The sequence below is a fragment of the Kitasatospora herbaricolor genome, assembly GCF_030813695.1.
In the GTDB taxonomy this organism is placed as follows: Bacteria; Actinomycetota; Actinomycetes; order Streptomycetales; family Streptomycetaceae; genus Kitasatospora; species Kitasatospora herbaricolor.
This window is the reverse complement of the sequence record NZ_JAUSVA010000002.1, coordinates 1,421,725-1,442,822: the sequence shown is the minus strand read 5'-3', so window position 1 is coordinate 1,442,822 and position 21,098 is coordinate 1,421,725. Positions and strand designations below refer to the sequence as shown.

Here is a 21,098-nt window from a genome sequence, read left to right as displayed (position 1 = left end):
GTGCGGACGGTGGTGGCGGTGGGTCAGCCCTTCACGCCGCTGGAGGCGATGCTGTTGATGAAGGACCGCTGGAAGGCCAGGAACAGCGCGAGCACCGGAACGGTGATCAGGGAGGAGTACGCCATGATCTGGCCCCAGGAGACGTTCAGCTGGAAGAAGTACTGGATGCCGACCATGACGGGGCGCAGGTTCTCGTCCTGGACGACCATGAGGGGCCACAGGTAGGAGTTCCACATGGGCAGGAAGGTCAGGATGGCGACGGTGGCGACGGCCGGGCCGGACAGCGGCATGATGATCCGCCGGTAGATGCCGAACCAGCTCGCGCCGTCGATCCGTGCCGCTTCGTCGAGTTCCTTGGGGATGCTCTGGAAGTACTGGTGGAAGAGGAAGATGGAGAAGGCGTTGGCGACGAACGGCAGGATCTGCACGCGGTAGGTGTCGAGCCAGCCCTCGGTGAGCGCCAGCTGGAAGCCGTGCAGCTCCAGCCAGGGCAGCTTGTTCACCCACCACACCAGGGGGAGCGCGAAAGTCTCGAACGGCACGATCAGGGTGGCGATGATGAGCATCAGCAGGGCCTTGCGTCCGGGCCAGCGCATCCTGGACAGCGCGAAGGCCGCGAGGCTGTTCACCACGATGCCCAGCACGACGGTGACTGCGGAGATCACGATCGAGTTGATGAGGAAGCGCGCAGCCGGCACACGGTCGAAGACCGCGGTGTAGTTGTTCAGCGACAGGTCCCCGACGGGCAGGAACGCCCGGATGCTTCCGAGGTCCGCGAAGATCTGCTGGTCCGGTTTGAACGACGAGATCAGCATGAAGACGATGGGGAAGGCGAAGGCGAGCGCCAGCACGCTGCGCAACAGGTGGCCCGGCAGCCGGCGCAGCGTCCGCCGGGGGCGGCTGGGTGCGGGCGCGGGGTGGGGGGACGGCGTGGTGGCCATGTCAGTCCTTCTCCCGGGTGAGGAAGCGCTGGATGAGGGAGACGGCCAGCACAATCACGAAGAACACCAGGGAGATCGCGGAGGCGTAGGCGGTCTGCTGCTGCTGGTAGCCGGCGTGCACCGCCTGGTAGACCACGGTGGTGGTGGAGTCCAGGGGGCCGCCCTGGGTCATGACGTTGACCTGGGTGAACAGGCGCAGCGCGTCGATGGTGATGGTGATCAGGACGAACGTGCGGGTTGCCCGCAGGCCGGGCCAGGTCACGTACCGGAACTGTGCCCAGCGGTCGGCCCCGTCGATCGCCGCCGCCTCGTGCAGGTCGGCCGGGATGGTCTGCAGCCCGGAGAGCCAGATGACCATGTGGAAGCCGACGCCCTGCCAGACGGACATGAAGATGATCGCGGGAAGCGCCGTCGAGGGGTCGTTCAGCCAGTCGGGTCCGTGGACGTGACCGAAGGTGAGTGTGTTGATGAGGTGATTGATCAGCCCGGTCTTCTGGTAGAGGAACGTCCAGACGATGGACACCACCACCATGGAGGTGACGACCGGGATGAAGTAGACGGTGCGGAAGAAGTTGGTGCCGCCGACCTTGGTGTTGACGAGCAGGGCCAGTGCCAGTGCGAGGCCGGCCTGGAGGGGGACGACCACGGCGGCGAAGATGAAGGTGTTGAGCAGGGAGCGGAAGAAGACCGGGTCCTGGAAGAGCAGCTTGAAGTTCTGCAGGCCCACGAAGTGGGCGGGGGTCGGGGAGATCAGCCGGGCGTTGGTGAAGGCCAGGGCGAAGGCCAGGACGACCGGGATGACGAAGAAGACCAGGAGCAGCAGTACTGCGGGGCTGACCATGCCGGCAGCGGTCAGGCGCTCGCGGCGGCGGACCGCGGCCTGCGGGTTGCGCGGGTGCCGGGTGCGGGCGCGTTGGAGGTGGGTAGTGGTCACGGGAGCTCCGGACGGGAAGGGGGCTCCGGTGGAGGCGGGTTTTGGGCGCGCCTCCACCGGAGGAGTGCTGGGCGGGGCTGTCAGCCGGCGTAGTAGTTGTTGGTCTTCAGGTTCGAGTCGATCTGGTCCGCGGCCTGGGAGAGGGTCTTCTGCGGGTCGGCGCCGGCCAGGATGTCCTTGGCGGTCTTCTCGTAGACGGAGGAGATGAACGGGTACGCGGGCGTGACGGGGCGCACCACGGCGAACTTCCGGGCCGACTGGGAGAAGATCTCGTAGGGGCCGCCGGGCTGGTAGCCGGGTATCTGTGCGGCGGCGCCGGCCGTGGCCGGGATGGTGCCGGTGGCCTTGGCGAAGTCCACGAAGTACTGGGTCTTGCGGGAGAACTTGAGGTATTCCTGGGCGCCCGCCTTGTTGCTGCAGGTGTTGCTCATGCCCCACTGCCAGGAGGCGCCGCCGATCTTCGGCCCCTTGCCGAGATCGACCGGGGGAAGGATCGCCAGGTCGTCGCCGAGCTTGGCGGCGTTCTTCGCCGCGTCCCAGCTGCCGTCCCACTCGATGGCGGACTTGCCGTTGAGGAAGTCGTCGTTGGGGCTGGCTCCGCCCTTCTGGGCCATGTAGCCCTTGGTGACCAGGGAGCGGAACCAGGTGGCCCAGGCGACGGCCTCGGGGCCGTCGAGTGCGTCCTTGGCGCTCTTGTAGTCGGAGCGGTCGATGAGGTCGCCGCCGAAGCTCTGCAGCTGGGGGGAGTAGGCGTAGGGCCACCACTCGCCGCTTCCGCCGGTGCCCATCTCCAGGGGCTGTTCGAACTTGCCGCCGGCCTTGAGGGTGGCGAGGGCTGCGTCGAACTCGTCCTTGGTCCAGGGCTTGTCGAGGGTGGGGATGCGGATGTTGTGTTCCTGCAGCACCGACTTGCGGGCGAACATCGTGAGCGCGACGTCGTAGTGGCCGAAGGAGTAGAGCTTGTCGTTGTAGGTGCCGACGGTGCTCGGCAGCTGGTCGGCCACCGCGGTCTCGCTGCCGCTCAGGTCCAGGGGGGCCAGGTAGCCGCCCCAGGCCCAGTTGGGCACGTTCGGTCCGTCCGCGTCCAGGATGCAGGGCAGTTTCTTGGCGGCTGCGGCGGCGACCACGGCGTCGTTGTACGAACCCTGCGGGAAGGCCTGGATCTTGACCTTGTACTTGCTCTGGCTGGCGTTGAAGTCGTCGACGACCTTCTGGACGACCTTGTACTCGTCTGCGTTGCCGGCGTTGTGCGTCCACAGGGTCAGGGTGTCGGCGTCCGCCCCCGACCCGGATCCGGTGCTGCCCGAGGCGCAGCCGGCGAGCACGGCCGCCGCGGTGAGGATGGCTACACTTGTCCCCGCGAGGCGCCTGGCGTTCGATCTCATGGTTTCTCCATCTCATGGGGCGAGGCCTGCGAGGGCCTTGCCGGGCGACCGGTGTCGACGGTCGCTGTTCTGGTGGTGCTTCACCGCTCCGGTGTCAGAGCCGGGGCGGTGGGGCGACCGAGTCCCTGGTAACCAGCGGGCAGTGCAGCATTTCCTGGCTGCGCGGGCCGGCGGCAGGTTCGGGTGCGTCGATCACGGCTTGGAGTTGTGCGATGGCGCGGGCGCCCATCTCGTAGTGCGGCAGCGCCACGGTGGTCAGCGCCGGGAAGAGGTTCTCGCTGATGAGTTCCTGGTTGTCGAAACCGATCACCGACAGGTCCCTGGGCACGACGAGCCCGAGTTCCGCGGCGGCCCGGTAGGCGCCCATGGCCATGCGGTCGGTGAAGCAGAAGAGCGCGGTGGGCCGGTTCGGCGCTGCGAGCAGTGTCCGTGCGGCGCGGTAGCCGCCCGGGGCGTCGGAGATGTCGGCGACCACCAGGCCGGCATCGAAGTCGATGCCGGCTTCCGAGAGGGCGGCCCGGTACCCGGCGAGCCGTCCCCGGGAGGCGGGGATGTCGTCGGAGTTGGTGACGAAGCCGATCCTTCGGTGGCCGTGGGCCAGCAGCGCCCGGGTGGCGGTGTGGCCACCCTGCTCCTCGTCGGGTACGACCGATGAGAACGCCGGGTCGTGCGAGCGGGCGTCCAGCAGGACCGTGGGCACCGAGCGCAGCGGCTCGGGCACCTCGACGACCCGGTGGTACATCGACGCGTAGAGGATGCCGTCGACCCGGTGCTGGAGCAGTAGGGCGATCTCCTTGTGCTCAAGGTCCCGGTCGCCCCCGGTGTTCAGCATCAGCAGGAGCAGTCCGCGCTCTGCGGCAGCCTCCTGGGCCCCACGGATGATCTGCCCTGCGTGCGGCGTTGTGGCGATCTCGTCGCTCAGGAACCCCACCGTGGAGGACCGGCTCAGGCGCAGTCCGCGGGCCAGCTTGTTCGGCTGGTAGCCCAGCTGTTCCGCGGCTTGCAGGACGGAGCGCCGTGTCTCGGGGTTGATCCGTTTGCCCTCGACGGCGTTGAGGATGTGGGAGACCGTCGTCGCGGACACCCCGGCCGCGGCCGCCACATCCTTGATTCCAACGCGCTTCATGATTCCTGCCAAAACGTTTGGGCAACTTGTTGCGAAGACAATCGCCGTAGCCGGCGCCTGTGTCAAGGGACCGTTACGGGCTCGTGTCCTGTGTCGCGGGAGGACGGGGCCGATGATGGACAGGCCTGACGCTCCAGTCTGCCCGAGCCGCCGGCCTTGCCCACGTCGGCACCGCTCACGCCGCCACCGGGGAGAGGAGAACGGGCGCGGTCGCAGGCGCCCGGGCGGTCGCGGGCTCGCCCGCGATCCGCTCATGCCGCAGCGTCCCGTGGGCGGGCAGCTCGACGACCTCGCAGCCCAGGCTGACGAGTGCATCGACGGCCCGACGCGCCGCCGCGTCGTCGAGTGCGAAGACCCAGGGGCCCGGGATGAGGACGACGCTGATCGCTCCCGCCGCGACGGCGGCTTCCAGGTCCGCCCGGCGCGGGGCCGGATGCCGCGAGGAGATTCCGTCGTCGACGTAGGCGACGGGAGGAAGCAGCCCCAGTCGCAGCGCATGCTCCTCCAGCGCCCGGCGCAGGGCCTGCATGGCCCAGTAGTCGCGGGGATAGCAGCGCAGGTAGACGGCGCTGGTGCGGGCCTGGGTGGTCCTTCGCATGACTGCTCCTTCTTGCGGTGCGCCGGAGGGAACACGCCCGCGTGTGTGCGGCCGTCGGCGCGGCAGTTCTGGTGCCGGGGAGAGACCGGGTGGGCCCAGATCGCCTCCGCGAGACCGCGTCGTCCGACGCTCCGGCCATCCGGGTCGCGACTGCAGCGACCGGGTCCCGGCCAGACATCCGGGCATCCTTGCCAAATCGATTTGGCACCCTGCTGACAGGGTGCCCCTCGGGGGACGGGCGTGTCAACGACTCATTGCGAACCCGTTTCCAGACGGGGCGAGGAGCCGTGCAGCTGCGCCGGCCGCCGGCCGACGGCCGAAGGACGGCCGAAGGGTGACGCTGCGCCGCACGCTGAACCGTTCTTCGTGGTGTCGTTGCGGGACCACGAGCCGTGCCGGCACAAGGGCATGCCGCTGCCCGGGGCGGCCTGCGGCCGGTCCCGGGGCAGCGACAGCAAGGGCGATCACCTCGCGCGGGCCCTCGCGACGCGCGCGGCTGGCACCCTCCTGGGGCGAGGCAGGACGGCTCGCTCCAGGGGCAAGGGTGGTAGGGGTCAGCGAGCCAGGTGGTGGGTGCCTGTCCCGGTCTGCGGGGCCAGGAAGGTCAGGACGGACGCGTCCTCCTCGATCATCCCCACCAGCTCGGTGTTGAACGGGCCCCCGTGGGGAGCGGTGATGTGCTCCGCGAAGGCCGCCTCGCTCCGGTACACCTCGAAGATCCAGTACGCGCGGGGATCCGATTCCTTGGTGTACACGTCGAAGACGAGGTTGCCGGGCTCCGACCGGACCGTCCTGGCGAAATCCGCCACCAGGGCGGCGACCCGCTCCTCGAATCCGGGCTTGACCGTGAACTCGGCCAGCAGGGTCTTCTTCATGCCGGTTCCTCTTCCTCTGGGCGTCGGCGGGAACTGCGCCCGCGCAGAATGTCGTGGCCGGAGAACGGGGTCTCCCCAGCCGCTTGCGATGCCTGGCGGGGCCGGGCGTGCCCCGGCAGTTGTGCTCACCGGGGTGGTGGTCTGGCACGCTGCCGGACGGTCAGCTCGGGTGGAGGGTCACGCCGAGAAGCTGCGACCCGTTCGGCGAGGTCGGGGGCTTCCCCTGGGCAGGTCCGGGCGTGCGGCCCCGGAAGCCGCCGTCAGCGGGACGTGGCCACAGGTGCGGACTCCATCTGATGGGCCCACGGCGGGTTGGGACCGGCGACCGAGCAGGTGAGGGCCGCGACCCGGGCCGCGTACTCGCAGGCGTCGGAGACCTCGTCGACGGTCAGGTCGTCAAGTCGTCCGCCCAGGCGGCCGGCCCGGGACAACCGGTGGAGCAGGCCGGCGGTGAACGAGTCGCCGGCCCCGATGGTGTCCACCACCTCGACCCGCGGTGCTGGAGCGAACACCCGGACACCGTCGAGGGACGCGACCGCGCCGCGACCGCCCAGGGTGATCACCACCAGCCGGACGCCGGCCAGGTGCCAGGCGTCACAGGCTCGCTCGGGCGTCACGCCCGGCATCAACAGCTCCAGGTCGTCGGAACTGAGGCGCAGGATGTCGGCGAGTGCGCACCAACGCGCCAGGCGCGCCTGGTAGACGGCCGGGTCGACCAGCAGCGGGCGGACGTTGGGGTCGATCGAGACGGTCGCCCTGCTGCGCGCGCCGGTGAGGAGTTCCTCGATGCGCTCGCCGCCGGGGGCGCGCACCAGCGCGAGGGAGCCGGTGTGGAGGCAGGAGGCGTCCCGGGGGAGTACCGCGGCGAGTTCGGCATCGGTCCACTGCCAGTCGGCGGTGGCTTCGGCGTGGAAGGAGTACTGGGCCTGGCCGTGCTCGTCGAGGGTCGCGATGGCCATGGTGCTGGGTTCGCGAGCCGCGACGACGCTGCTGAGATCGACGCCGGACGATGCCAGGTGGGCGCGGAAGAGCGCGCCGAAGGCGTCGGAGGATATCCGGCCGAGGAAGCGGGTGGGGGTGGCGAGCCGGGCCAGTGCCGCGGCGGTGTTGGCCGGCCCGCCGCCCGGCAGAACACGCAGAGCGAGCTCGCCTGGGCGTGGCTGGGCAGTGTCGGCGAAAGCGTCGGCGACGCACTCGCCGAGGACGGCAATCGGGCGCTGGACCATCGGTGCGCCTTTCGGGGGAGTGGTGTCTGGGGGCCGGGACCGAACGGTCCCGGATCTGGGCTGCTGACTTGCAAGCCTGGCGTCGCTGGTCAGCGGGGGTGATTGCGGCTGCGTTACCCAGTTGTTACGCCGGTGGGGCTTGTGACCCGGGTCTCGCAGACTTCATCATCTCTCCCAAGCGGATGTCAACGCTGACATAAGTCAACGATGACATTCCCGATACCGCGACGATCACGCCCTGACCACCCCGGGCAGCACCCCCCAGGAGCCAAGATGTCCCTCGTCACCCGCACCACCCTGATCAGATCCGCAGCGGCTCTCCTGGCCGGCGGCATGGCGCTCACGCTCACGGCGTGCGGCTCCGGCTCGAAGGGCTCCACCGACGCCGGGTCCGCCGGCGGATCGATCAAGGTCGGCCTGATCACCAAGACCGACACCAACCCGTTCTTCGTGAAGATGAAGGAAGGCGCCCAGAAGGCCGCCCAGGAGAGCGGCGCCACCCTCAGCACGGCCGCTGGCAAGTTCGACGGCGACAACGCCGGACAGATCGCCGCGATCGAGAACATGGTGGCCGCCGGCGTCAAGGGCATCCTGATCACCCCCAGCGACTCCAAGGCGATCCTGCCCGCCATCAAGAAGGCCCGGGACAAGGGCGTCCTGGTCATCGCCCTCGACAGCCCGACCGACCCCGAGGACGGCACCGACGCGCTGTTCGCCACCGACAACAAGAAGGCGGGCGTGCTGATCGGCCAGTACGCCAAGACCGCCATGGCGGGCAAGACCGCGAAGATCGCGACCCTTGACCTCGCACCGGGCGTCGCCGTCGGCCAGCTGCGCCACGACGGGTTCCTGCAGGGCTTCGGCATCGCGGAGGGCGACCCGTCGGTGGTCTGCTCCCAGGACACCGGCGGCGACCAGGCCAAGGGCCAGACCGCGATGGAGAACTGTCTGCAGAAGTCCCCCGACATCAACGTCGTCTACACCATCAACGAGCCCGCCGCGCTCGGCGCCTACACCGCGCTGAAGGCCAAGGGCCGCGAGAAGGACGTCCTGATCGTCTCGGTCGACGGCGGCTGCACCGGCACCCAGGCCGTCAAGGACGGCAAGATCGCCGCGACCTCCCAGCAGTACCCGCTGGTGATGGCCTCCCAGGGCCTCAACGCCATCGTCTCCTACGCCAAGTCCGGAACCAAGGCCAGCGGCTACACCGACACGGGCGTCAACCTGATCACCGACAAGCCGCAGGCCGGCATCAACGCCCACGACACCACCTACGGCCTGGCGAACTGCTGGGGCTGACCGGCCCCTCCCCTCACCAGCGGTCCGGTCCGGCTCTCCTGCCCCGACCCGGTCCGGACCGCTTCCACCCATCGCGACGCCGCCCGCCGGGCGCTCCCGATCCGCTTCACCGGCAAGGACCTCTCATGACCACATCCACCGCCCCGTACGGGAACCTCACCGGGCCGACAGCGTTGCGCCGGCTCGTGACGGCCCCGACGGCCGGCCCGCTCGCCGCACTCGTGCTGGCCTGCGCCTTCTTCTCCCTGACGACAGACCAGTTCCTCTCCGGCGGCAATTTCTCGCTGATCATCCAGCAGGTGATGGTGGTCGGGGCGCTGGCCGTGGGGCAGACTCTGATCATCCTGACGGCCGGCATCGACCTGTCCTGCGGCGCGGTGATGGCTTTCGGGTCGATCGTGATCGCCAGGACGGCCGCCCAAGGGACGGTTCCGCCGCTGGTGGCGATCGTGCTGGGCCTGGCGGTGTGTTCCGGCTTCGGCCTGCTCAACGGTCTGCTGGTGAAGCTGATCCCGCTGCCGCCGTTCATCGTGACGCTCGGCATGCTGAACGTCGCCTTCGCGCTCACCCACATCTACTCCAACGAGCAGACCGTCACCGACCTGCCCGGCGCACTGACGTTCCTCGGCACCACCTTCCCGCTCGGCGGCACCGACGTCACCTACGGCTCGCTCGTGGCCCTGGCACTGTTCGGTGTGTTCGCCTACCTGCTGAGCAGCACATCCTGGGGCCGGCACGTCTACGCGCTGGGCAACAGCCCCGAGGCCGCCCGCCTCAACGGCATCCGCACCGGCCGCCTGACCATCGGCCTCTACGCACTCGCCGGACTCGTCTACGGCCTCGCCGCACTCCTGCTGATCTCCCGCACCGGTGTCGGCGACCCGCAGGCGGGGCAGACCGACAACCTCGACAGCATTACCGCGGTGGTCCTCGGCGGTACCAGCCTCTTCGGCGGCCGGGGCAGCGTGCTCGGCTCCCTGGTCGGTGCTCTCATCGTCGGGGTGTTCCGCAACGGCCTCCAGCTGATGGGCGTCGCCTCCATCTACCAGACGCTGATCACCGGCGTCCTGGTCATCCTCGCCGTCACCGTCGACCAGATCTCCCGGAAGAGGACCCGCTGATGAGCGCTCCCACTCCCACCCCCGTGATCCAGGCCAGGGGTCTGGTCAAGCGCTACGGCCACGTCACCGCCATCGACGGCGCCGACTTCGACCTGCTGCCCGGCGAGGTCCTGGCCGTCATCGGCGACAACGGCGCCGGCAAGTCCAGTCTCATCAAGGCCCTCACCGGCGCCGTCACCCCCGACGAGGGCGAGATCCGCCTGAACGGCGAGGTCATCCGCTTCAACGGACCGCAGGACGCCCGGGCCCACGGAATCGAGACCGTCTACCAGGACCTCGCGGTCGCCGCCTCCATGGACATCGCCTCCAACATGTTCCTCGGCCGCGAACTGCGCCGGCCAGGCCCGCTGGGCAGCGTCCTGCGCATGATCGACAAGAAGCGGATGCGCGAGGAGGCCGCCGCGCACATGGCCGACCTCAAGATCGGCCTGCGCTCGCTCACCCAGGCGGTGGAGACCCTCTCCGGCGGTCAGCGCCAGGCCGTCGCCGTCGCCCGCTCGGTCGCCTGGGCCCGCAGCGTCGTCGTGATGGACGAACCCACCGCGGCGCTCGGCGTCAAGGAGTCCGGCCAGGTCCTCGACCTGATCCGACGGGTCCGCGACAAGGGCCTGCCGGTCGTCCTGATCAGCCACAACATGCCGCACGTCTTCGAGATCGCCGACCGTATCCACGTCCACCGGATGGGCCGGCGCGAGGCCCTGATCAAGCCGTCCGACTACAGCATGTCCGAGGTCGTCGCCATCATGACGGGCGCGCTCACCGTCGACGAGGAGCACGGCGGTACTGTCGTGGCGGATGCCGGTGCGGTCAAGGCCGCCGGAGTCCGTCCGAACTGACCAGACACCCCGGGCGCGGGCCCGCTCGTACCATCGGAGCCCGCGCCCGGCGAAGCCGAACGGTGGGTACATGGCCTCGCCCCGTCGCACGACGCTGCACGATGTGGCCCAGGAGGTCGGCGTCAGCGCCAAGACCGTCTCCCGGGTCCTGAACGGCGACGGGCCCACCTCGGAGGCAACCCGGGCAAAGGTCATGGCGGCGGTCGAGAAGCTGGGCTTCCAGCCCAACCTCATGGCCCGCAACATGCGCGTCGGCGGTCCGGACAGCACCGTCGGCCTGATCATCCCCGACATGGGCAACCCATTCTTCGGGACCGTCGCCGGCGGGATCGAAAGCGCGGTGCGCGAGCGCGGGCTGACCCTGCTGATGGGCTCCAGCGCCGACGACCCCGACCGGGAACGGGCGCTGATCACCACCTTCCTCGGCCGCCGGGTCAGCGCACTGATGGTGGTGCCCGCAGCAGCGGCCGACCACGGCCACCTGCGGGCAGCCCGGACCGCCGGGATGCCGGTGGTCTTCCTCGACCGCCCCGGAACCGGCCTCACCGCCGACAGTGTGGTCAGCTCCAACCGGGACGGCACCCGCGAAGGCACCGCCCACCTCATCACCGGCGGTCACCGGCGCATCGCCTTCATCGGCGACCGGCCGGCGACCCTCTACACCCGCCGCGAGCGCCTCGCCGGATACCGCGAAGCACTCGAAGCCGCCCACCTGCCCTACGACCGCTCGCTCGTACTGGACGGCCACACCGAGGCCGAGGCCGCCGAGGCCGTCCTGCGAGTGCTGCACAGTCCCCACCCGCCGACCGCGATCCTCGCGGCCAACAACTTCGCCGCCATGGGCACCGTGCGCGGCATGGTCCGTGCCGGCCGGCGCGACATCGCCCTCGTCTCCTTCGACGACCTGCCGTTCGCGGAGGTGCTGGAACCCGCCATCACCACGGTCGCCCAGGACCCCGCCGCCATCGGCACAGCCGCAGCCGAGATCGCCCTCGCCCGCCTCGACGGTGACCGCACCCGGGCCCGCACCGTCACCGTCCCCACCCGTCTCATCCCCCGCGGATCCGGCGAACTGCCGCCCTCCGCCTAGCAGTACCGCACCGCCGCCCCACCCACGGCCCGCCATGTCACCGCGACCGCCGTACCGTCGCCGTGCCTCGGCGCAGCCATGCCCCGAAGAGCCGCGATCGCGCTCACCCCCACCCAAAGCTCTGTGAAGGAGCTCTCCATGCCTGTGTCCCGACGTACCCGCCGTTCCTCGCTGGCCATCCTGGCCACCGCCGTCTGCCTCGGTCTGACCGCGGGATCCCCCGCAGTGGCGGACACCGCGCCGTTCCAGGAGCAGTACCGCCCCCAGGTGCACTACACCCCGGCGCAGAACTGGATGAACGACCCCAACGGGCTCGTGTACTACAAGGGCGAGTACCACCTCTTCTACCAGTACAACCCCGACGGCAACTCCTGGGGCAACATGTCCTGGGGCCACGCCGTCAGCACGGACCTGGTGCACTGGAAGGAACTGCCGCTGGCCATCCCGCACGACGACAACGAGATGGTCTTCTCCGGCAGCGCCGTGATCGACGTCGACAACACCACCGGCTTCGGCACCCGCAAGGACCCCGCCATGGTCGCCGTCTACACCAGTGCCTACCTGGACGGGAAGCAGGCCCAGTCGCTGGCCTACAGCACCGACCGCGGCCGCACCTGGACCAAGTACACCGGCAACCCGGTGCTCGACATCGGCTCCCACGCCTTCCGCGACCCCAAGGTCCAGTGGTACGCACCCACGCAGAGCTGGCTCATGACCGTGTCGCTGGCCGACGAGCACAAGGTCGAGTTCTACTCCTCCAAGGACCTCAAGTCCTGGAACCACCTCAGCGAGTTCGGCCCGGCCGGCGCCACCGGCGGCGCCTGGGAGTGCCCGGACTTCTTCCCGATGGCCATCGACGGGAACCCCAAGCGCATCAAGTGGGTCATGGTCGTCAACATCAACCCCGGCGCCATCGCCGGCGGGTCCGGCGCGCAGTACTTCGTCGGCGACTTCGACGGCACCACCTTCACCCCCGACGACAACGGCTCCTACACCCCGCCCGCCGGCACCGTCCTGCAGGACTTCGAACAGCCCGACTACGGAACCTGGACCACCAGCGGAACGGCCTTCGGCACCGCCCCGGCCACCGGCTCCCTGCCGGGCCAGTCGGCCATCACCGGCATCGAGGGCACCGGCTACGCCAACAGCTTCAACGGTGGGGACAGCTCGACGGGCACCACCACGTCCCCCGCCTTCACCGTGACCAGCAACTACATCAACTTCAAGGTCGGCGGCGGCAACCACCCCCACAACCCGAACGCCGTCACCGACCCGCAGCCGACCCCCACCGGCACCGTCCTCGCCGACTTCGAGGGCGACACCTACGGAACCTGGAGCGCCACCGGCACCGCCTTCGGCACCGGACCTGCGCAGGGCACCCTCCCGGGCCAGATGGAGGTCTCCGGCTACACCGGCCACGGACTGGCCAACAGCTTCCTCCAGGGCGACGCCACCACCGGCGAACTCACCTCGCCGACGTTCACCATCGACAAGAAGTACCTCGACTTCCTGCTCGGCGGCGGCACCCACCCCGCCAACTCCGACGCCCCCACCGCCATCGAACTCATCGTCGACGGGAAGACCGTCCGCAGCGCCACCGGCAGCAACAACGAGCACCTCGACTGGGCCTCCTGGGACCTGTCCGACCTGCAGGGAAAGACCGCACAGATCAAGATCGTCGACGCGAACACCGGAGGCTGGGGCCACCTCAACGTCGACCAGATCGTCCTCTCCGACACCCAGGCCAAGCCCCAGTCGAACGAGACCACGGTGAACCTGGTCATCGACGGCAACACCGTGCAGAGCGTCACCGGCGCCGACAGCGAAACCCTGGACTGGGCCTCCTTCGACCTGCGCGCCTACAAGGGCAAGCAGGCCCGCATCCAGGTCACCGACCTGAACACCGCAGGCTGGGGCCACATCATGGCCGACCAGTTCACCGCCGCCGACCAGCCCGCGCTCTCCACTCTCCAGCGCGCCCACTGGGTCGACTTCGGCAAGGACTTCTACGCCGCCGTCACCTACAACGACGCGCCCCGCGGCGAGCGCACCATGATCGGCTGGATGAGCGACTGGCAGTACGCCGGCAACACCCCCACCACCCCTTGGCGCAGCGCGCAGAGCCTTCCCCGGACACTGCAGCTGCGCACCGTCGACGGCCGGCTTCAACTGACGCAGCAGCCGGTCCAGTCCCTGAACTCGCTGCGCGAAGGGCCGGCCGTCGCCCTGCACGACGTCGCCGTCCGCAACCGCACCGTCGACCTGGCCCGACGTGGCGCCGGACAGGCCCTGGACATCGACGCCACCTTCTCGCTCGCCGACGCCAGCAAGTTCGGGCTCAAGGTGCGTACCGGTGCCGGCCAGGAGACCGTCATCGGCTACGACGCCACCAACCAGCAGCTGTACGTCGACCGCACGAAGTCCGGGGCCGTCGACTTCGATCCCAACTTCCCCGGCGTCCAGACCGCACCCCTCAAGCCCCAGAACGGCAAGGTGCACGTCCGTGTGGTTGTCGACGCGTCCTCCGTAGAGGTGTTCGGCGGTCAGGGGCAAGCCGTGATCACCGACCAGATCTTCCCCGATTCCGGAAGCCAGGGCGTCCAGGTGTTCGCCGAAGGCGGTACCGCCCGCCTCGACAGCCTCAAGCTCTGGCACCTCGGTTCCTACCGGAACCACTGAGAGCCCCGTGCGGGGGCGGGCCCGAGGGTGCCCGCCCCCGCACGGTCCACCCGGCCCCGTCGTCGCACGGGTGCGCAGGGTGTGTCCCGTCCGGTCCCGGAGCCCGGGTCCCGGCCGTGGTCGTCCCGGGCCTCCGCCCAGAGAATTCCGCGCCGTCCCCCACCCGGCGGCCTGCCGCAAAGCACCACCCCGCTCCCGAGGACCCACCCGCGCGTGCACCCCGCCCATCCCGGCAAGATCCACATCAGGGTCCTTCATCGAGTGGTCCTCGGTGGAGGCGTTCGGCGGCCAGGGCCAGGCCGTGATCACCGACTCACCGCCCCCAGCACCCAGAGCGTCCAGCTGTTCGCCTCGGGCGGCTCCGCCCGCCTCGCCAGCCTCAAGCTCTGGCACCTCGGCTCCTACCGGAGCAACCAAGAGCCCCGTGCGGGGGCCGGCTTGAGGGTGCCCGCCCCCGCACGGTCCACCCGGCCCCGTAGCCGTACGGGGCGCGGGGTGCGTCCCGTCCGGACCCGGAGCCCGGGACCCGGCCCCATCCGTCCCGGGCCTCCGCCGAGAGAACTCCGCGCCATCCCCACCCCGCGGCCTGCCGCACCGCATGCCCTCCGGCACGCCGCTCCCGAGGACCCACCCGCACGGGTACCCCGCCCGTCCGGGAGGCCCGAACCCGAGGAGACCCCCATGCGCGACCGAACCGTCACGCACCACCGCTCCAAGCGCCTGCTGGCCCTCTCCGCCAGCGCCGTCCTCGGCCTGGCGCTCCTCGCCCCCTCAGCCGACGCGCAGACTTCGTACACCGAGACCTACCGGCCCCAACTGCACTTCTCGCCCGCCCAGAACTGGATGAACGACCCCAACGGCCCGATCTGGTACAAGGGCACGTACCACCTCTTCTTCCAGTACAACCCCTCGGGGAACACCTGGGGCAACATGTCCTGGGGACACGCGACCAGCCCCGACCTGGTCCACTGGACCGAGCAGCCGATCGCCCTCCCGCAGGACGCCAACGAGATGGTCTTCTCCGGCGGAGTCGTCCTCGACAAGAACAACACCACCGGCTTCGGTACCAGCACGAATCCCCCGCTGGTCGCGATCTACACCAGCTACCACAAGTCCGACGGAGTGCAGGCTCAGTCGCTGGCCTACTCCACCGACGGCGGCACCACCTGGACCAAGTACGCCGGGAACCCCGTCCTCAACATCGGCTCCCAGAACTTCCGCGACCCCAAGGTCTTCTGGAACGCCCAGACCAACAGCTGGCTCATGACGGTCGCCCTGTCCGCCGACCACAAGGTGAGCTTCTACTCCTCCCCGAACCTGAAGACCTGGACCAAGCTCAGCGACTTCGGACCGGCCGGCGCCACCGGCGGCCTGTGGGAGTGCCCGGACCTCTTCCAGCTCCCGGTGGACGGCGACCCGTCGCACACCAAATGGGTCCTGGTCGTCAACATCAATCCCGGAGGCCCCCAGAACACCTCCGCCGCGCAGTACTTCGTCGGCGACTTCGACGGCACGACCTTCACCCCGGACGGGCCCGCCACCTCCACGCCGCCCGCGGGAACGGTCCTTGCCGACTTCGAGGGGAGCACCTACGGGTCCTGGGCGACCACCGGCGCCGCCTTCGGCACCGGCCCCGCTCAGGGCACCCTCCCGGGCCAGCAGAGCGTCAGCGGATACCTCGGCAAGGGGCTCGTCAACTCCTTCCTCCAGGGCGACTCGATCACCGGTACTCTCACCTCCCCTGCCTTCACGGTGGACAAGCCGTACCTGAACTTCCTGGTCGGCGGCGGCAACCACCCCAACTCCCAGCCCAACCCCACCACTGTCAACCTGGTGGTCGACGGCGCGGTGGTCAGGACCGTCACCGGCAAGGACAACGAGGCACTCGACCCCGTCCAGTGGGACCTGCGCAGCGTGGCCGGCAAGCAGGCCCGTATCCAGATCGTCGACAACAACACCGGCGGCTGGGGCCACATCAACGCCGACCAGTTCACCCTCACCGACCAGGGCCCGAATGTCCTCGCCGACTTCGAGGGGAGCACCTACGGGGCCTGGGCGACCACCGGCGCCGCCTTCGGCACCGGCCCCGCCCAGGGCACCCTGGCCAACCAGAACCAGGTGACCGGCTATCTCGGCAAGGGGCTCGTCAACTCCTTCCTCCAGGGCGACTCGATCACCGGTACTCTCACCTCCCCTGCCTTCACGGTGGACAAGCCGTACCTGAACTTCCTGGTCGGCGGCGGCAACCACCCGAACTCCCAGGCCAGCCCCACCGCCGTCAACCTGGTGGTCGACGGCGCGGTGGTCAGGACCGTCACCGGTAAGGACAACGAGGCACTCGACCCCGTCCAGTGGGACCTGCGCAGCGTGGCCGGCAAGCAGGCCCGTATCCAGATCGTCGACAACAACTCCGGCGGCTGGGGCCACATCAACGCCGACCAGTTCACCCTCACCGACGAGCCCGTCCAGAACCAGGCTTCGAACGTCCACTGGATGGACTACGGAGCCGACTTCTACGCCGCCACCTCCTTCAACGACGAGCCCGCCGGCCGCCGCGTCGTCATCGGCTGGATGAACAACTGGCAGTACGGCGGGAACATCCCCACCTCCCCCTGGCGCAGCGCAGACTCCCTGCCCCGGGAGCTCTCGCTGAAGACGGTGAACGGCGCCCTGCAGCTGGTGCAGGTGCCGATCAAGGAACTGGAGCAGTTGCGGACGGGGACGGTCAGCACCGCGCCGACGACGGCCGTCGCGGCCGGTGCCGCCGTGCCCCTGAACACGCAGGGCAGCCTGCTCGACATCACGGCCACCCTGCGGGCCGGCACCGCGAACGACTTCGGCCTCAAGGTCCACACCGGAGGCGGCCAGGAGACCCGCATCGGCTACGACACCACCACCCAGGAGCTGTACGTCGACCGGACACGCTCGGGAGACTCCTCCTTCGGCGGGAACTTCGCCGCCGTGCACCGCGCACCGCTCAGCCTCGACGCGGACGGCAAGCTGCAGCTGCGCGTCGTCGTGGATACCTCCTCCGTCGAGGTGTACGCCGCGGACGGCCAGGTAGTTCTGACCGACCAGATCTTTCCCAACCCCTCCAACAACGGCGTCTCTGCCTACGCCACCGGCGGCAGCGCATCCCTGGACGCCTTCAGTGCCCAGGAACTGAACTCCATCTGGGCCAACCGCTGACCGGCACCGCCCACAGCCCCGGAGCGCACCTCCCCACCCGCGCTCCGGGGCAGCCCTGATCCCTTCGTGTCCTGACGGAACGTCTCCTGGCCAGCGGTGGGCGGCCCCTGCACGGCGTCACTCCGCGTTTGCGGTCAAGTAGCGCTCCGGCATCGCCGCCGCCACCCGCAGGGAGATCCACACCTGGTGGAGCCACCTTGTTCGATCGGCCGGTCGCAGACACTGCAAGAGCAGGAACAGTGCGAGGCGGGGCCGGGGACCTCTGCCACGGGGTCGATCACCCCTGGGATGCCAGGAGTTCGAGAAGGCGTTCGCGCTGGCGCGGGCCCAGGCCCTGGACGCGGCGACTGTCGGAGATCCCGACCTCGGCCATCAGCTTGTCGGCGCGGACCTTGCCGATGCCCGGCAGGGCCTCCAGCAGACGGCGCACCGAGGTCTTCCCGACGACGGTGTCCTCGCGGTCCAGAACATCCGGCAGCGAGACGGCGCCGCTCTTGAGCGAGCCCAGGATCTCGCCGCGCTCGCGGCGCACGGCCATCGCCTTGTCCAGCGCCGCTGCGCGGACCTCGGCGGACAGTTGGGGCAGAGCCACGAGCATCCCGTCGTCGTACGGGTTCGAGGCGATCATCATCACCCCATCGCGAGAGCCGCCACCAGGGGTTTACGGAAATTCTCCACCGCCACCCGGCCCAGGTCGGACCACCGCGCGACGTGGGCCGGGTTCACCGGCGGGTGGTGCCGTAACCGGCGCCACCCGCCGCCAACAGCGCCTGGACCCCGCCGGCGTACCACGGCATCAGCTCGCCGGCCCGCGCCACGGGCACCCAGGCCACCTCGGACACGTCCTCGTCGAAGTGAGGGGCCGACGGTGTGCCCGAAACCAACGTGACACGGAAGACGACGAACAAGTCGTGCAGCTCGCCGTCGATCCGTTCGCCGACGTGCACCACCGCGCCCCGCCTCGACGACGACGCCGGCTTCCTCCTTGGTCTCGCGCACAGCTGCCTCCGCGAGGCTCTCGCCGCCCTCCCGCCGGCCGCCCGGCAGACTCCAGGTGTCCCGGTTGCGCACCAGCAGCACCCGCTCCCCGCCCTCGTCACTCACCAGCGCGTACGCGACATCGACCCGTACCGCAGCCATCACCCGCCTCCTCCCCTCACTACCGATATTCCCGCAACCGGCCACCGACCCCGCCCGGCCGACGCACGCCGCTCATCCGGCAGCAGCCTCCCTTCCGTCGCGGGCGAGGCCCCGCTGGACCTTGGGGTTTGGACCTCTGCTGGCGTCTGGCCGACCTCGGATACAACGGCTGGTACGCCCCCGGGATCGTCGTCCACCACCCCGCAAGCGACCCCGCCCGCCACACCCTCTACCTGCGCCTGGTCGCCCGTAATCGCGTCTGGATCGCCTACCGACGTCTCCCCGCCGTGCTCATCCCCGTCTACCTGACGGTATGGGTGCTGATCACTGTGGCCAGGACCCGGGACCGCAAGGCCCTGGCCACCTGGGCCTCGGGGTTCCACCAGGGCCTGCGCGGTGGCCACGGAGAACGCCGCCCGATGTCCTGGCGCACCGCCTGGCGCCTCACCCGCGCGGGCCGCCCCCCGATCGTGTAGCGCAGGCGCACCGGAAGGCGGTCCGCGTCCTACGCGCAGGCGGCGCGGAGCTGGGGAAGGCTGGTGTGCGGGGTACGGGGTGCGGGGTGCGGGTCACGCGGGCATGGTCCCGCGGCTCGGCCGGACGGTGGACCAGCTGGTCACGCCGGGTTGACCGCACGCGGTGCGCGACCGCGGCGGGGCCTGCCCTGAGGCCCGGGCGAGCAGGCAGCGATGCACCCTCGGAGGTGGGGCCGCATATTGACGGTCCGAAGAACGTCCGTCCCCCGCATCCACCGGTCGGGCCGGCCGTGAGCCTGTAGGTACATCCACGGAAGGTTGCCGTGTCGGACGAGCCGAGTTCCGAGCTGCTCAGGCGGTCGTCGCGCCCGCCGGCGTAGGTCTGGCGGGCCCAGGACCGCAGCGCTTCCCCGTGGACGCCGAGATTGCAGGCGACATGCGCCACTGGGCGTCGACTCGAGCGGGGCCTTGCGGACGGCACGCTAACGGAGTTCATCAGCGTTTCACGTGATGCTGCCACCGCTCGTGGTTCTCCCTACGTAAGGATCGTATGCCAGATTCTCTGGACCGAGTTGCTGTCGGTGGCGCGCGAACCGTGGTTCTGGATCACTTTCAGTGATCCAGAACCCGCTTTCGGCCGTCGCCGACAGTTGCTGCGCCACGCGAGCAGTGGTGAGCGGCTGGCAACGGACCAGCTCGTACAGGCCCTGCACGCCAGCGTGCTCGACATCAGCCGGATGAACACGACCGAGGGGGCTGCGGCCTGGGATCGATTCGCCGGGCGCCGGCACGCCCGGCACCGTACACGGACCGGGCCAGGGACCACCGCCGGCGCGGTTCCTGCACGCACCCACGTCCGGGGCCCGCCGGCCGGCCGGTCATGACATCGCGTCGGACTGACCGTGCCCGGTCCGTCGGGTCGGTCAGCCGAGCACGGCCGTGGGCCAGTTGGTCCGGACGGTCTCGTGCGCCTTGGCCAGTTGCGCCTCCGTCGGGAAGGTGGGCGTACCCTCGACGGTCGGCAGTCCGCCGGCGAGTGCGGTGTCGAGAGTGCCGTTCTTCGCCATCGCGTCCATCAGCACCGGGCGGGCGAAGTCCACCAGCCGCAGGTTCTGGCCCTCCGGGCCGGCGAGGTACTCCTCCCAGAGGCGGGCCGCGGCGGGGTGCGGGGCGTCCTTGTTGACGGCCTGCGCGTAGCTCTGGGAGAAGCTGCCGTCGAACGGGATGGAGACCTTCCACTGCACGCCCGACTTCTTGAGCTCGTCGGCGTGCTGGAGGTTGAGGAAGTCCCACTCGATGGCGATCGGTGTCTGGCCGCCGGCGATCGCGCTGACCGAGGCGTTGGCGCGGTTGTAGTTTCCGGCCTTGTCCAGGTCGGCGAAGAAGTCGATCCCCGGCTGGATGTTGTCGAACGAGCCGCCGTTCGCCAGGGCGGCCGCGTACACGGCCGCGAAGGCCGACGCGGCGGTCGCCGGCTTGCCGGTCAGCGCGACCATGCCCTTGTACTCGGGCTTGAGCAGGTCGTTGAAGGAGACGGGGCAGGTCTTGACGCGGTTGGCGTCGCAGCCGATGGAGACGTAGCCGCTGTAACTGTTGACCCAGCGGGCCTTGCCGTCCTTCTGGGAGGACGGGATCTGGTCGTACACGACGGTGCGGTACGGGGCCAGCAGACCCTCCCGCACCGCGGACTGGGCGAAGACCTCCCCGAGGTCGAGCACGTCGGGTGCCTGCGGCTGCCCCTTGAGGCGCTTGACGTCGTCGATCTCCTGCTGGCTGTTGCCGTCCGGATTGTCGTCGACGACCTTGATGCCGTACTTCTGGGCGAATCCGTCCATCAGAGCCCCGTAGCCCGCCCAGTGGGGCAGCAGGGCGCTCGTGGTGAGCCGGCCCTCCGCCTTCGCGGCGCTGATCAGTGCGTCCATCCCACCCGCGGCCTGGGCGGACGCGGCCCGGTCCGGAGCCACCGGCTGCCCAGCCCTGACCAAGCCGCTGCCGCCGAGCCCCAGGGCCACGGCACAGAGGCACGCGGCGACGGCGTACGCGCGACGCCGAGGAGAAACAGCCACGATGCCTGCCTTCGGACGCGTGCCTTCGGAAGGGCTTGGAGGTCTCTCGGAACGTTCCGCCCCTCCGAGACGGCTGAAACGTTCCTGGTGGCCGCGGCTACACCGCGGCCTTGAGCA

The 21,098-nt window shown here is 69.8% G+C and carries 17 protein-coding genes and 1 pseudogene; 7 read left to right on the top strand and 11 right to left on the bottom strand.

The window, feature by feature from the left end:
- Positions 1-23 precede the first annotated feature (23 nt).
- The 7 genes from J2S46_RS06640 to J2S46_RS06610 form a co-directional block, all read right to left on the bottom strand.
- Positions 24-941: a carbohydrate ABC transporter permease gene (locus J2S46_RS06640; protein ID WP_191294078.1), complete on the bottom strand. Its 918-nt coding sequence runs from the start codon at positions 939-941 to the stop codon at positions 24-26.
- Between the two features lies 1 nt (position 942).
- On the bottom strand, positions 943-1,875 hold the full coding sequence (locus J2S46_RS06635) for a carbohydrate ABC transporter permease (protein WP_229913334.1): 933 nt from the start codon (positions 1,873-1,875) through the stop codon (positions 943-945).
- Between the two features lie 80 nt (positions 1,876-1,955).
- Complete coding sequence (locus tag J2S46_RS06630) at positions 1,956-3,260, bottom strand: ABC transporter substrate-binding protein (RefSeq protein ID WP_191294079.1); 1,305 nt, start codon at positions 3,258-3,260, stop codon at positions 1,956-1,958.
- A gap of 94 nt (positions 3,261-3,354) precedes the next feature.
- Complete coding sequence (locus tag J2S46_RS06625; protein ID WP_191294080.1) at positions 3,355-4,386, bottom strand: LacI family DNA-binding transcriptional regulator; 1,032 nt, start codon at positions 4,384-4,386, stop codon at positions 3,355-3,357.
- 175 nt (positions 4,387-4,561) lie between these two features.
- The gene (locus J2S46_RS06620) at positions 4,562-4,984 is read right to left on the bottom strand and encodes a recombinase family protein (RefSeq protein WP_191294081.1); all 423 of its coding nucleotides are present in this window, start codon (positions 4,982-4,984) and stop codon (positions 4,562-4,564) included.
- 554 nt (positions 4,985-5,538) lie between these two features.
- Positions 5,539-5,859, bottom strand: coding sequence for a putative quinol monooxygenase (locus J2S46_RS06615; protein WP_191294082.1), 321 nt, complete (start codon positions 5,857-5,859; stop codon positions 5,539-5,541).
- A gap of 260 nt (positions 5,860-6,119) precedes the next feature.
- Complete coding sequence (locus J2S46_RS06610; protein ID WP_191294083.1) at positions 6,120-7,085, bottom strand: carbohydrate kinase family protein; 966 nt, start codon at positions 7,083-7,085, stop codon at positions 6,120-6,122.
- A 273-nt stretch (positions 7,086-7,358) separates the two neighbouring features.
- Here J2S46_RS06610 and J2S46_RS06605 point away from each other — a divergent pair, with 273 nt between their 5' ends.
- The 6 genes from J2S46_RS06605 (at position 7,359) to J2S46_RS06580 (ending at position 17,299) form a co-directional block, all read left to right on the top strand.
- Positions 7,359-8,384: a sugar ABC transporter substrate-binding protein gene (locus J2S46_RS06605; protein WP_191294084.1), complete on the top strand. Its 1,026-nt coding sequence runs from the start codon at positions 7,359-7,361 to the stop codon at positions 8,382-8,384.
- A gap of 125 nt (positions 8,385-8,509) precedes the next feature.
- Complete coding sequence (locus J2S46_RS06600) at positions 8,510-9,505, top strand: ABC transporter permease (protein ID WP_191294085.1); 996 nt, start codon at positions 8,510-8,512, stop codon at positions 9,503-9,505.
- Positions 9,505-10,341 (top strand): ATP-binding cassette domain-containing protein, encoded by an 837-nt coding sequence (locus J2S46_RS06595; RefSeq protein ID WP_370882170.1) that lies wholly within the window; start codon positions 9,505-9,507, stop codon positions 10,339-10,341. The genes J2S46_RS06600 and J2S46_RS06595 overlap by 1 nt, the downstream gene beginning before the upstream one ends.
- Before the next feature lie 70 nt (positions 10,342-10,411).
- Positions 10,412-11,431: a LacI family DNA-binding transcriptional regulator gene (locus tag J2S46_RS06590; protein WP_191294086.1), complete on the top strand. Its 1,020-nt coding sequence runs from the start codon at positions 10,412-10,414 to the stop codon at positions 11,429-11,431.
- A gap of 138 nt (positions 11,432-11,569) precedes the next feature.
- Complete coding sequence (locus tag J2S46_RS06585) at positions 11,570-14,110, top strand: glycoside hydrolase family 32 protein (RefSeq protein ID WP_191294087.1); 2,541 nt, start codon at positions 11,570-11,572, stop codon at positions 14,108-14,110.
- 681 nt (positions 14,111-14,791) lie between these two features.
- Positions 14,792-17,299 (top strand): GH32 C-terminal domain-containing protein, encoded by a 2,508-nt coding sequence (locus J2S46_RS06580; RefSeq protein WP_307349050.1) that lies wholly within the window; start codon positions 14,792-14,794, stop codon positions 17,297-17,299.
- A gap of 277 nt (positions 17,300-17,576) precedes the next feature.
- Here the strand turns inward: J2S46_RS06580 and mihF are convergent, their stop codons facing one another.
- The 3 genes and pseudogenes from mihF to J2S46_RS06565 all read right to left on the bottom strand — a co-directional run.
- Positions 17,577-17,930 (bottom strand): integration host factor, actinobacterial type, encoded by a 354-nt coding sequence (gene mihF / locus J2S46_RS06575; protein WP_442358317.1) that lies wholly within the window; start codon positions 17,928-17,930, stop codon positions 17,577-17,579.
- Positions 17,931-18,021: 91 nt separating this feature from the next.
- A complete protein-coding gene (locus tag J2S46_RS06570) occupies positions 18,022-18,249 on the bottom strand; it encodes a hypothetical protein (RefSeq protein WP_229913336.1) in 228 nt (75 codons plus the stop codon).
- Between the two features lie 13 nt (positions 18,250-18,262).
- A pseudogene (locus J2S46_RS06565) lies at positions 18,263-18,439 on the bottom strand (NUDIX hydrolase); the annotation flags it as partial.
- A 128-nt stretch (positions 18,440-18,567) separates the two neighbouring features.
- On the opposite strand from J2S46_RS06565, the gene J2S46_RS06560 reads away from it, so the two are divergent.
- Positions 18,568-18,915, top strand: a complete 348-nt coding sequence (locus tag J2S46_RS06560) for a glycosyltransferase family 2 protein (RefSeq protein ID WP_191294090.1) — start codon at positions 18,568-18,570, stop codon at positions 18,913-18,915.
- A 923-nt stretch (positions 18,916-19,838) separates the two neighbouring features.
- Here J2S46_RS06560 and J2S46_RS06555 read toward each other — a convergent pair.
- The gene (locus tag J2S46_RS06555) at positions 19,839-20,981 is read right to left on the bottom strand and encodes an ABC transporter substrate-binding protein (protein WP_370882169.1); all 1,143 of its coding nucleotides are present in this window, start codon (positions 20,979-20,981) and stop codon (positions 19,839-19,841) included.
- Positions 20,982-21,098 lie beyond the last annotated feature (117 nt).

Excerpts from the sequence above, each read along its gene's own strand:
- J2S46_RS06605 (WP_191294084.1), top strand. The coding sequence starts at position 7,359 with ATGTCCCTCGTCACCCGCACCACCCTGATCAGATCCGCAGCGGCTCTC.
- J2S46_RS06600 (WP_191294085.1), top strand. The coding sequence starts at position 8,510 with ATGACCACATCCACCGCCCCGTACGGGAACCTCACCGGGCCGACAGCG.
- J2S46_RS06620 (WP_191294081.1), bottom strand. The coding sequence starts at position 4,984 with ATGCGAAGGACCACCCAGGCCCGCACCAGCGCCGTCTACCTGCGCTGC.
- J2S46_RS06625 (WP_191294080.1), bottom strand. The coding sequence starts at position 4,386 with ATGAAGCGCGTTGGAATCAAGGATGTGGCGGCCGCGGCCGGGGTGTCC.
- J2S46_RS06630 (WP_191294079.1), bottom strand. The coding sequence starts at position 3,260 with ATGAGATCGAACGCCAGGCGCCTCGCGGGGACAAGTGTAGCCATCCTC.
- J2S46_RS06585 (WP_191294087.1), top strand. The coding sequence starts at position 11,570 with ATGCCTGTGTCCCGACGTACCCGCCGTTCCTCGCTGGCCATCCTGGCC.
- J2S46_RS06610 (WP_191294083.1), bottom strand. The coding sequence starts at position 7,085 with ATGGTCCAGCGCCCGATTGCCGTCCTCGGCGAGTGCGTCGCCGACGCT.
- J2S46_RS06595 (WP_370882170.1), top strand. The coding sequence starts at position 9,505 with ATGAGCGCTCCCACTCCCACCCCCGTGATCCAGGCCAGGGGTCTGGTC.
- mihF (WP_442358317.1), bottom strand. The coding sequence starts at position 17,930 with ATGATGATCGCCTCGAACCCGTACGACGACGGGATGCTCGTGGCTCTG.
- J2S46_RS06590 (WP_191294086.1), top strand. The coding sequence starts at position 10,412 with ATGGCCTCGCCCCGTCGCACGACGCTGCACGATGTGGCCCAGGAGGTC.
- J2S46_RS06640 (WP_191294078.1), bottom strand. The coding sequence starts at position 941 with ATGGCCACCACGCCGTCCCCCCACCCCGCGCCCGCACCCAGCCGCCCC.
- J2S46_RS06580 (WP_307349050.1), top strand. The coding sequence starts at position 14,792 with ATGCGCGACCGAACCGTCACGCACCACCGCTCCAAGCGCCTGCTGGCC.
- J2S46_RS06615 (WP_191294082.1), bottom strand. The coding sequence starts at position 5,859 with ATGAAGAAGACCCTGCTGGCCGAGTTCACGGTCAAGCCCGGATTCGAG.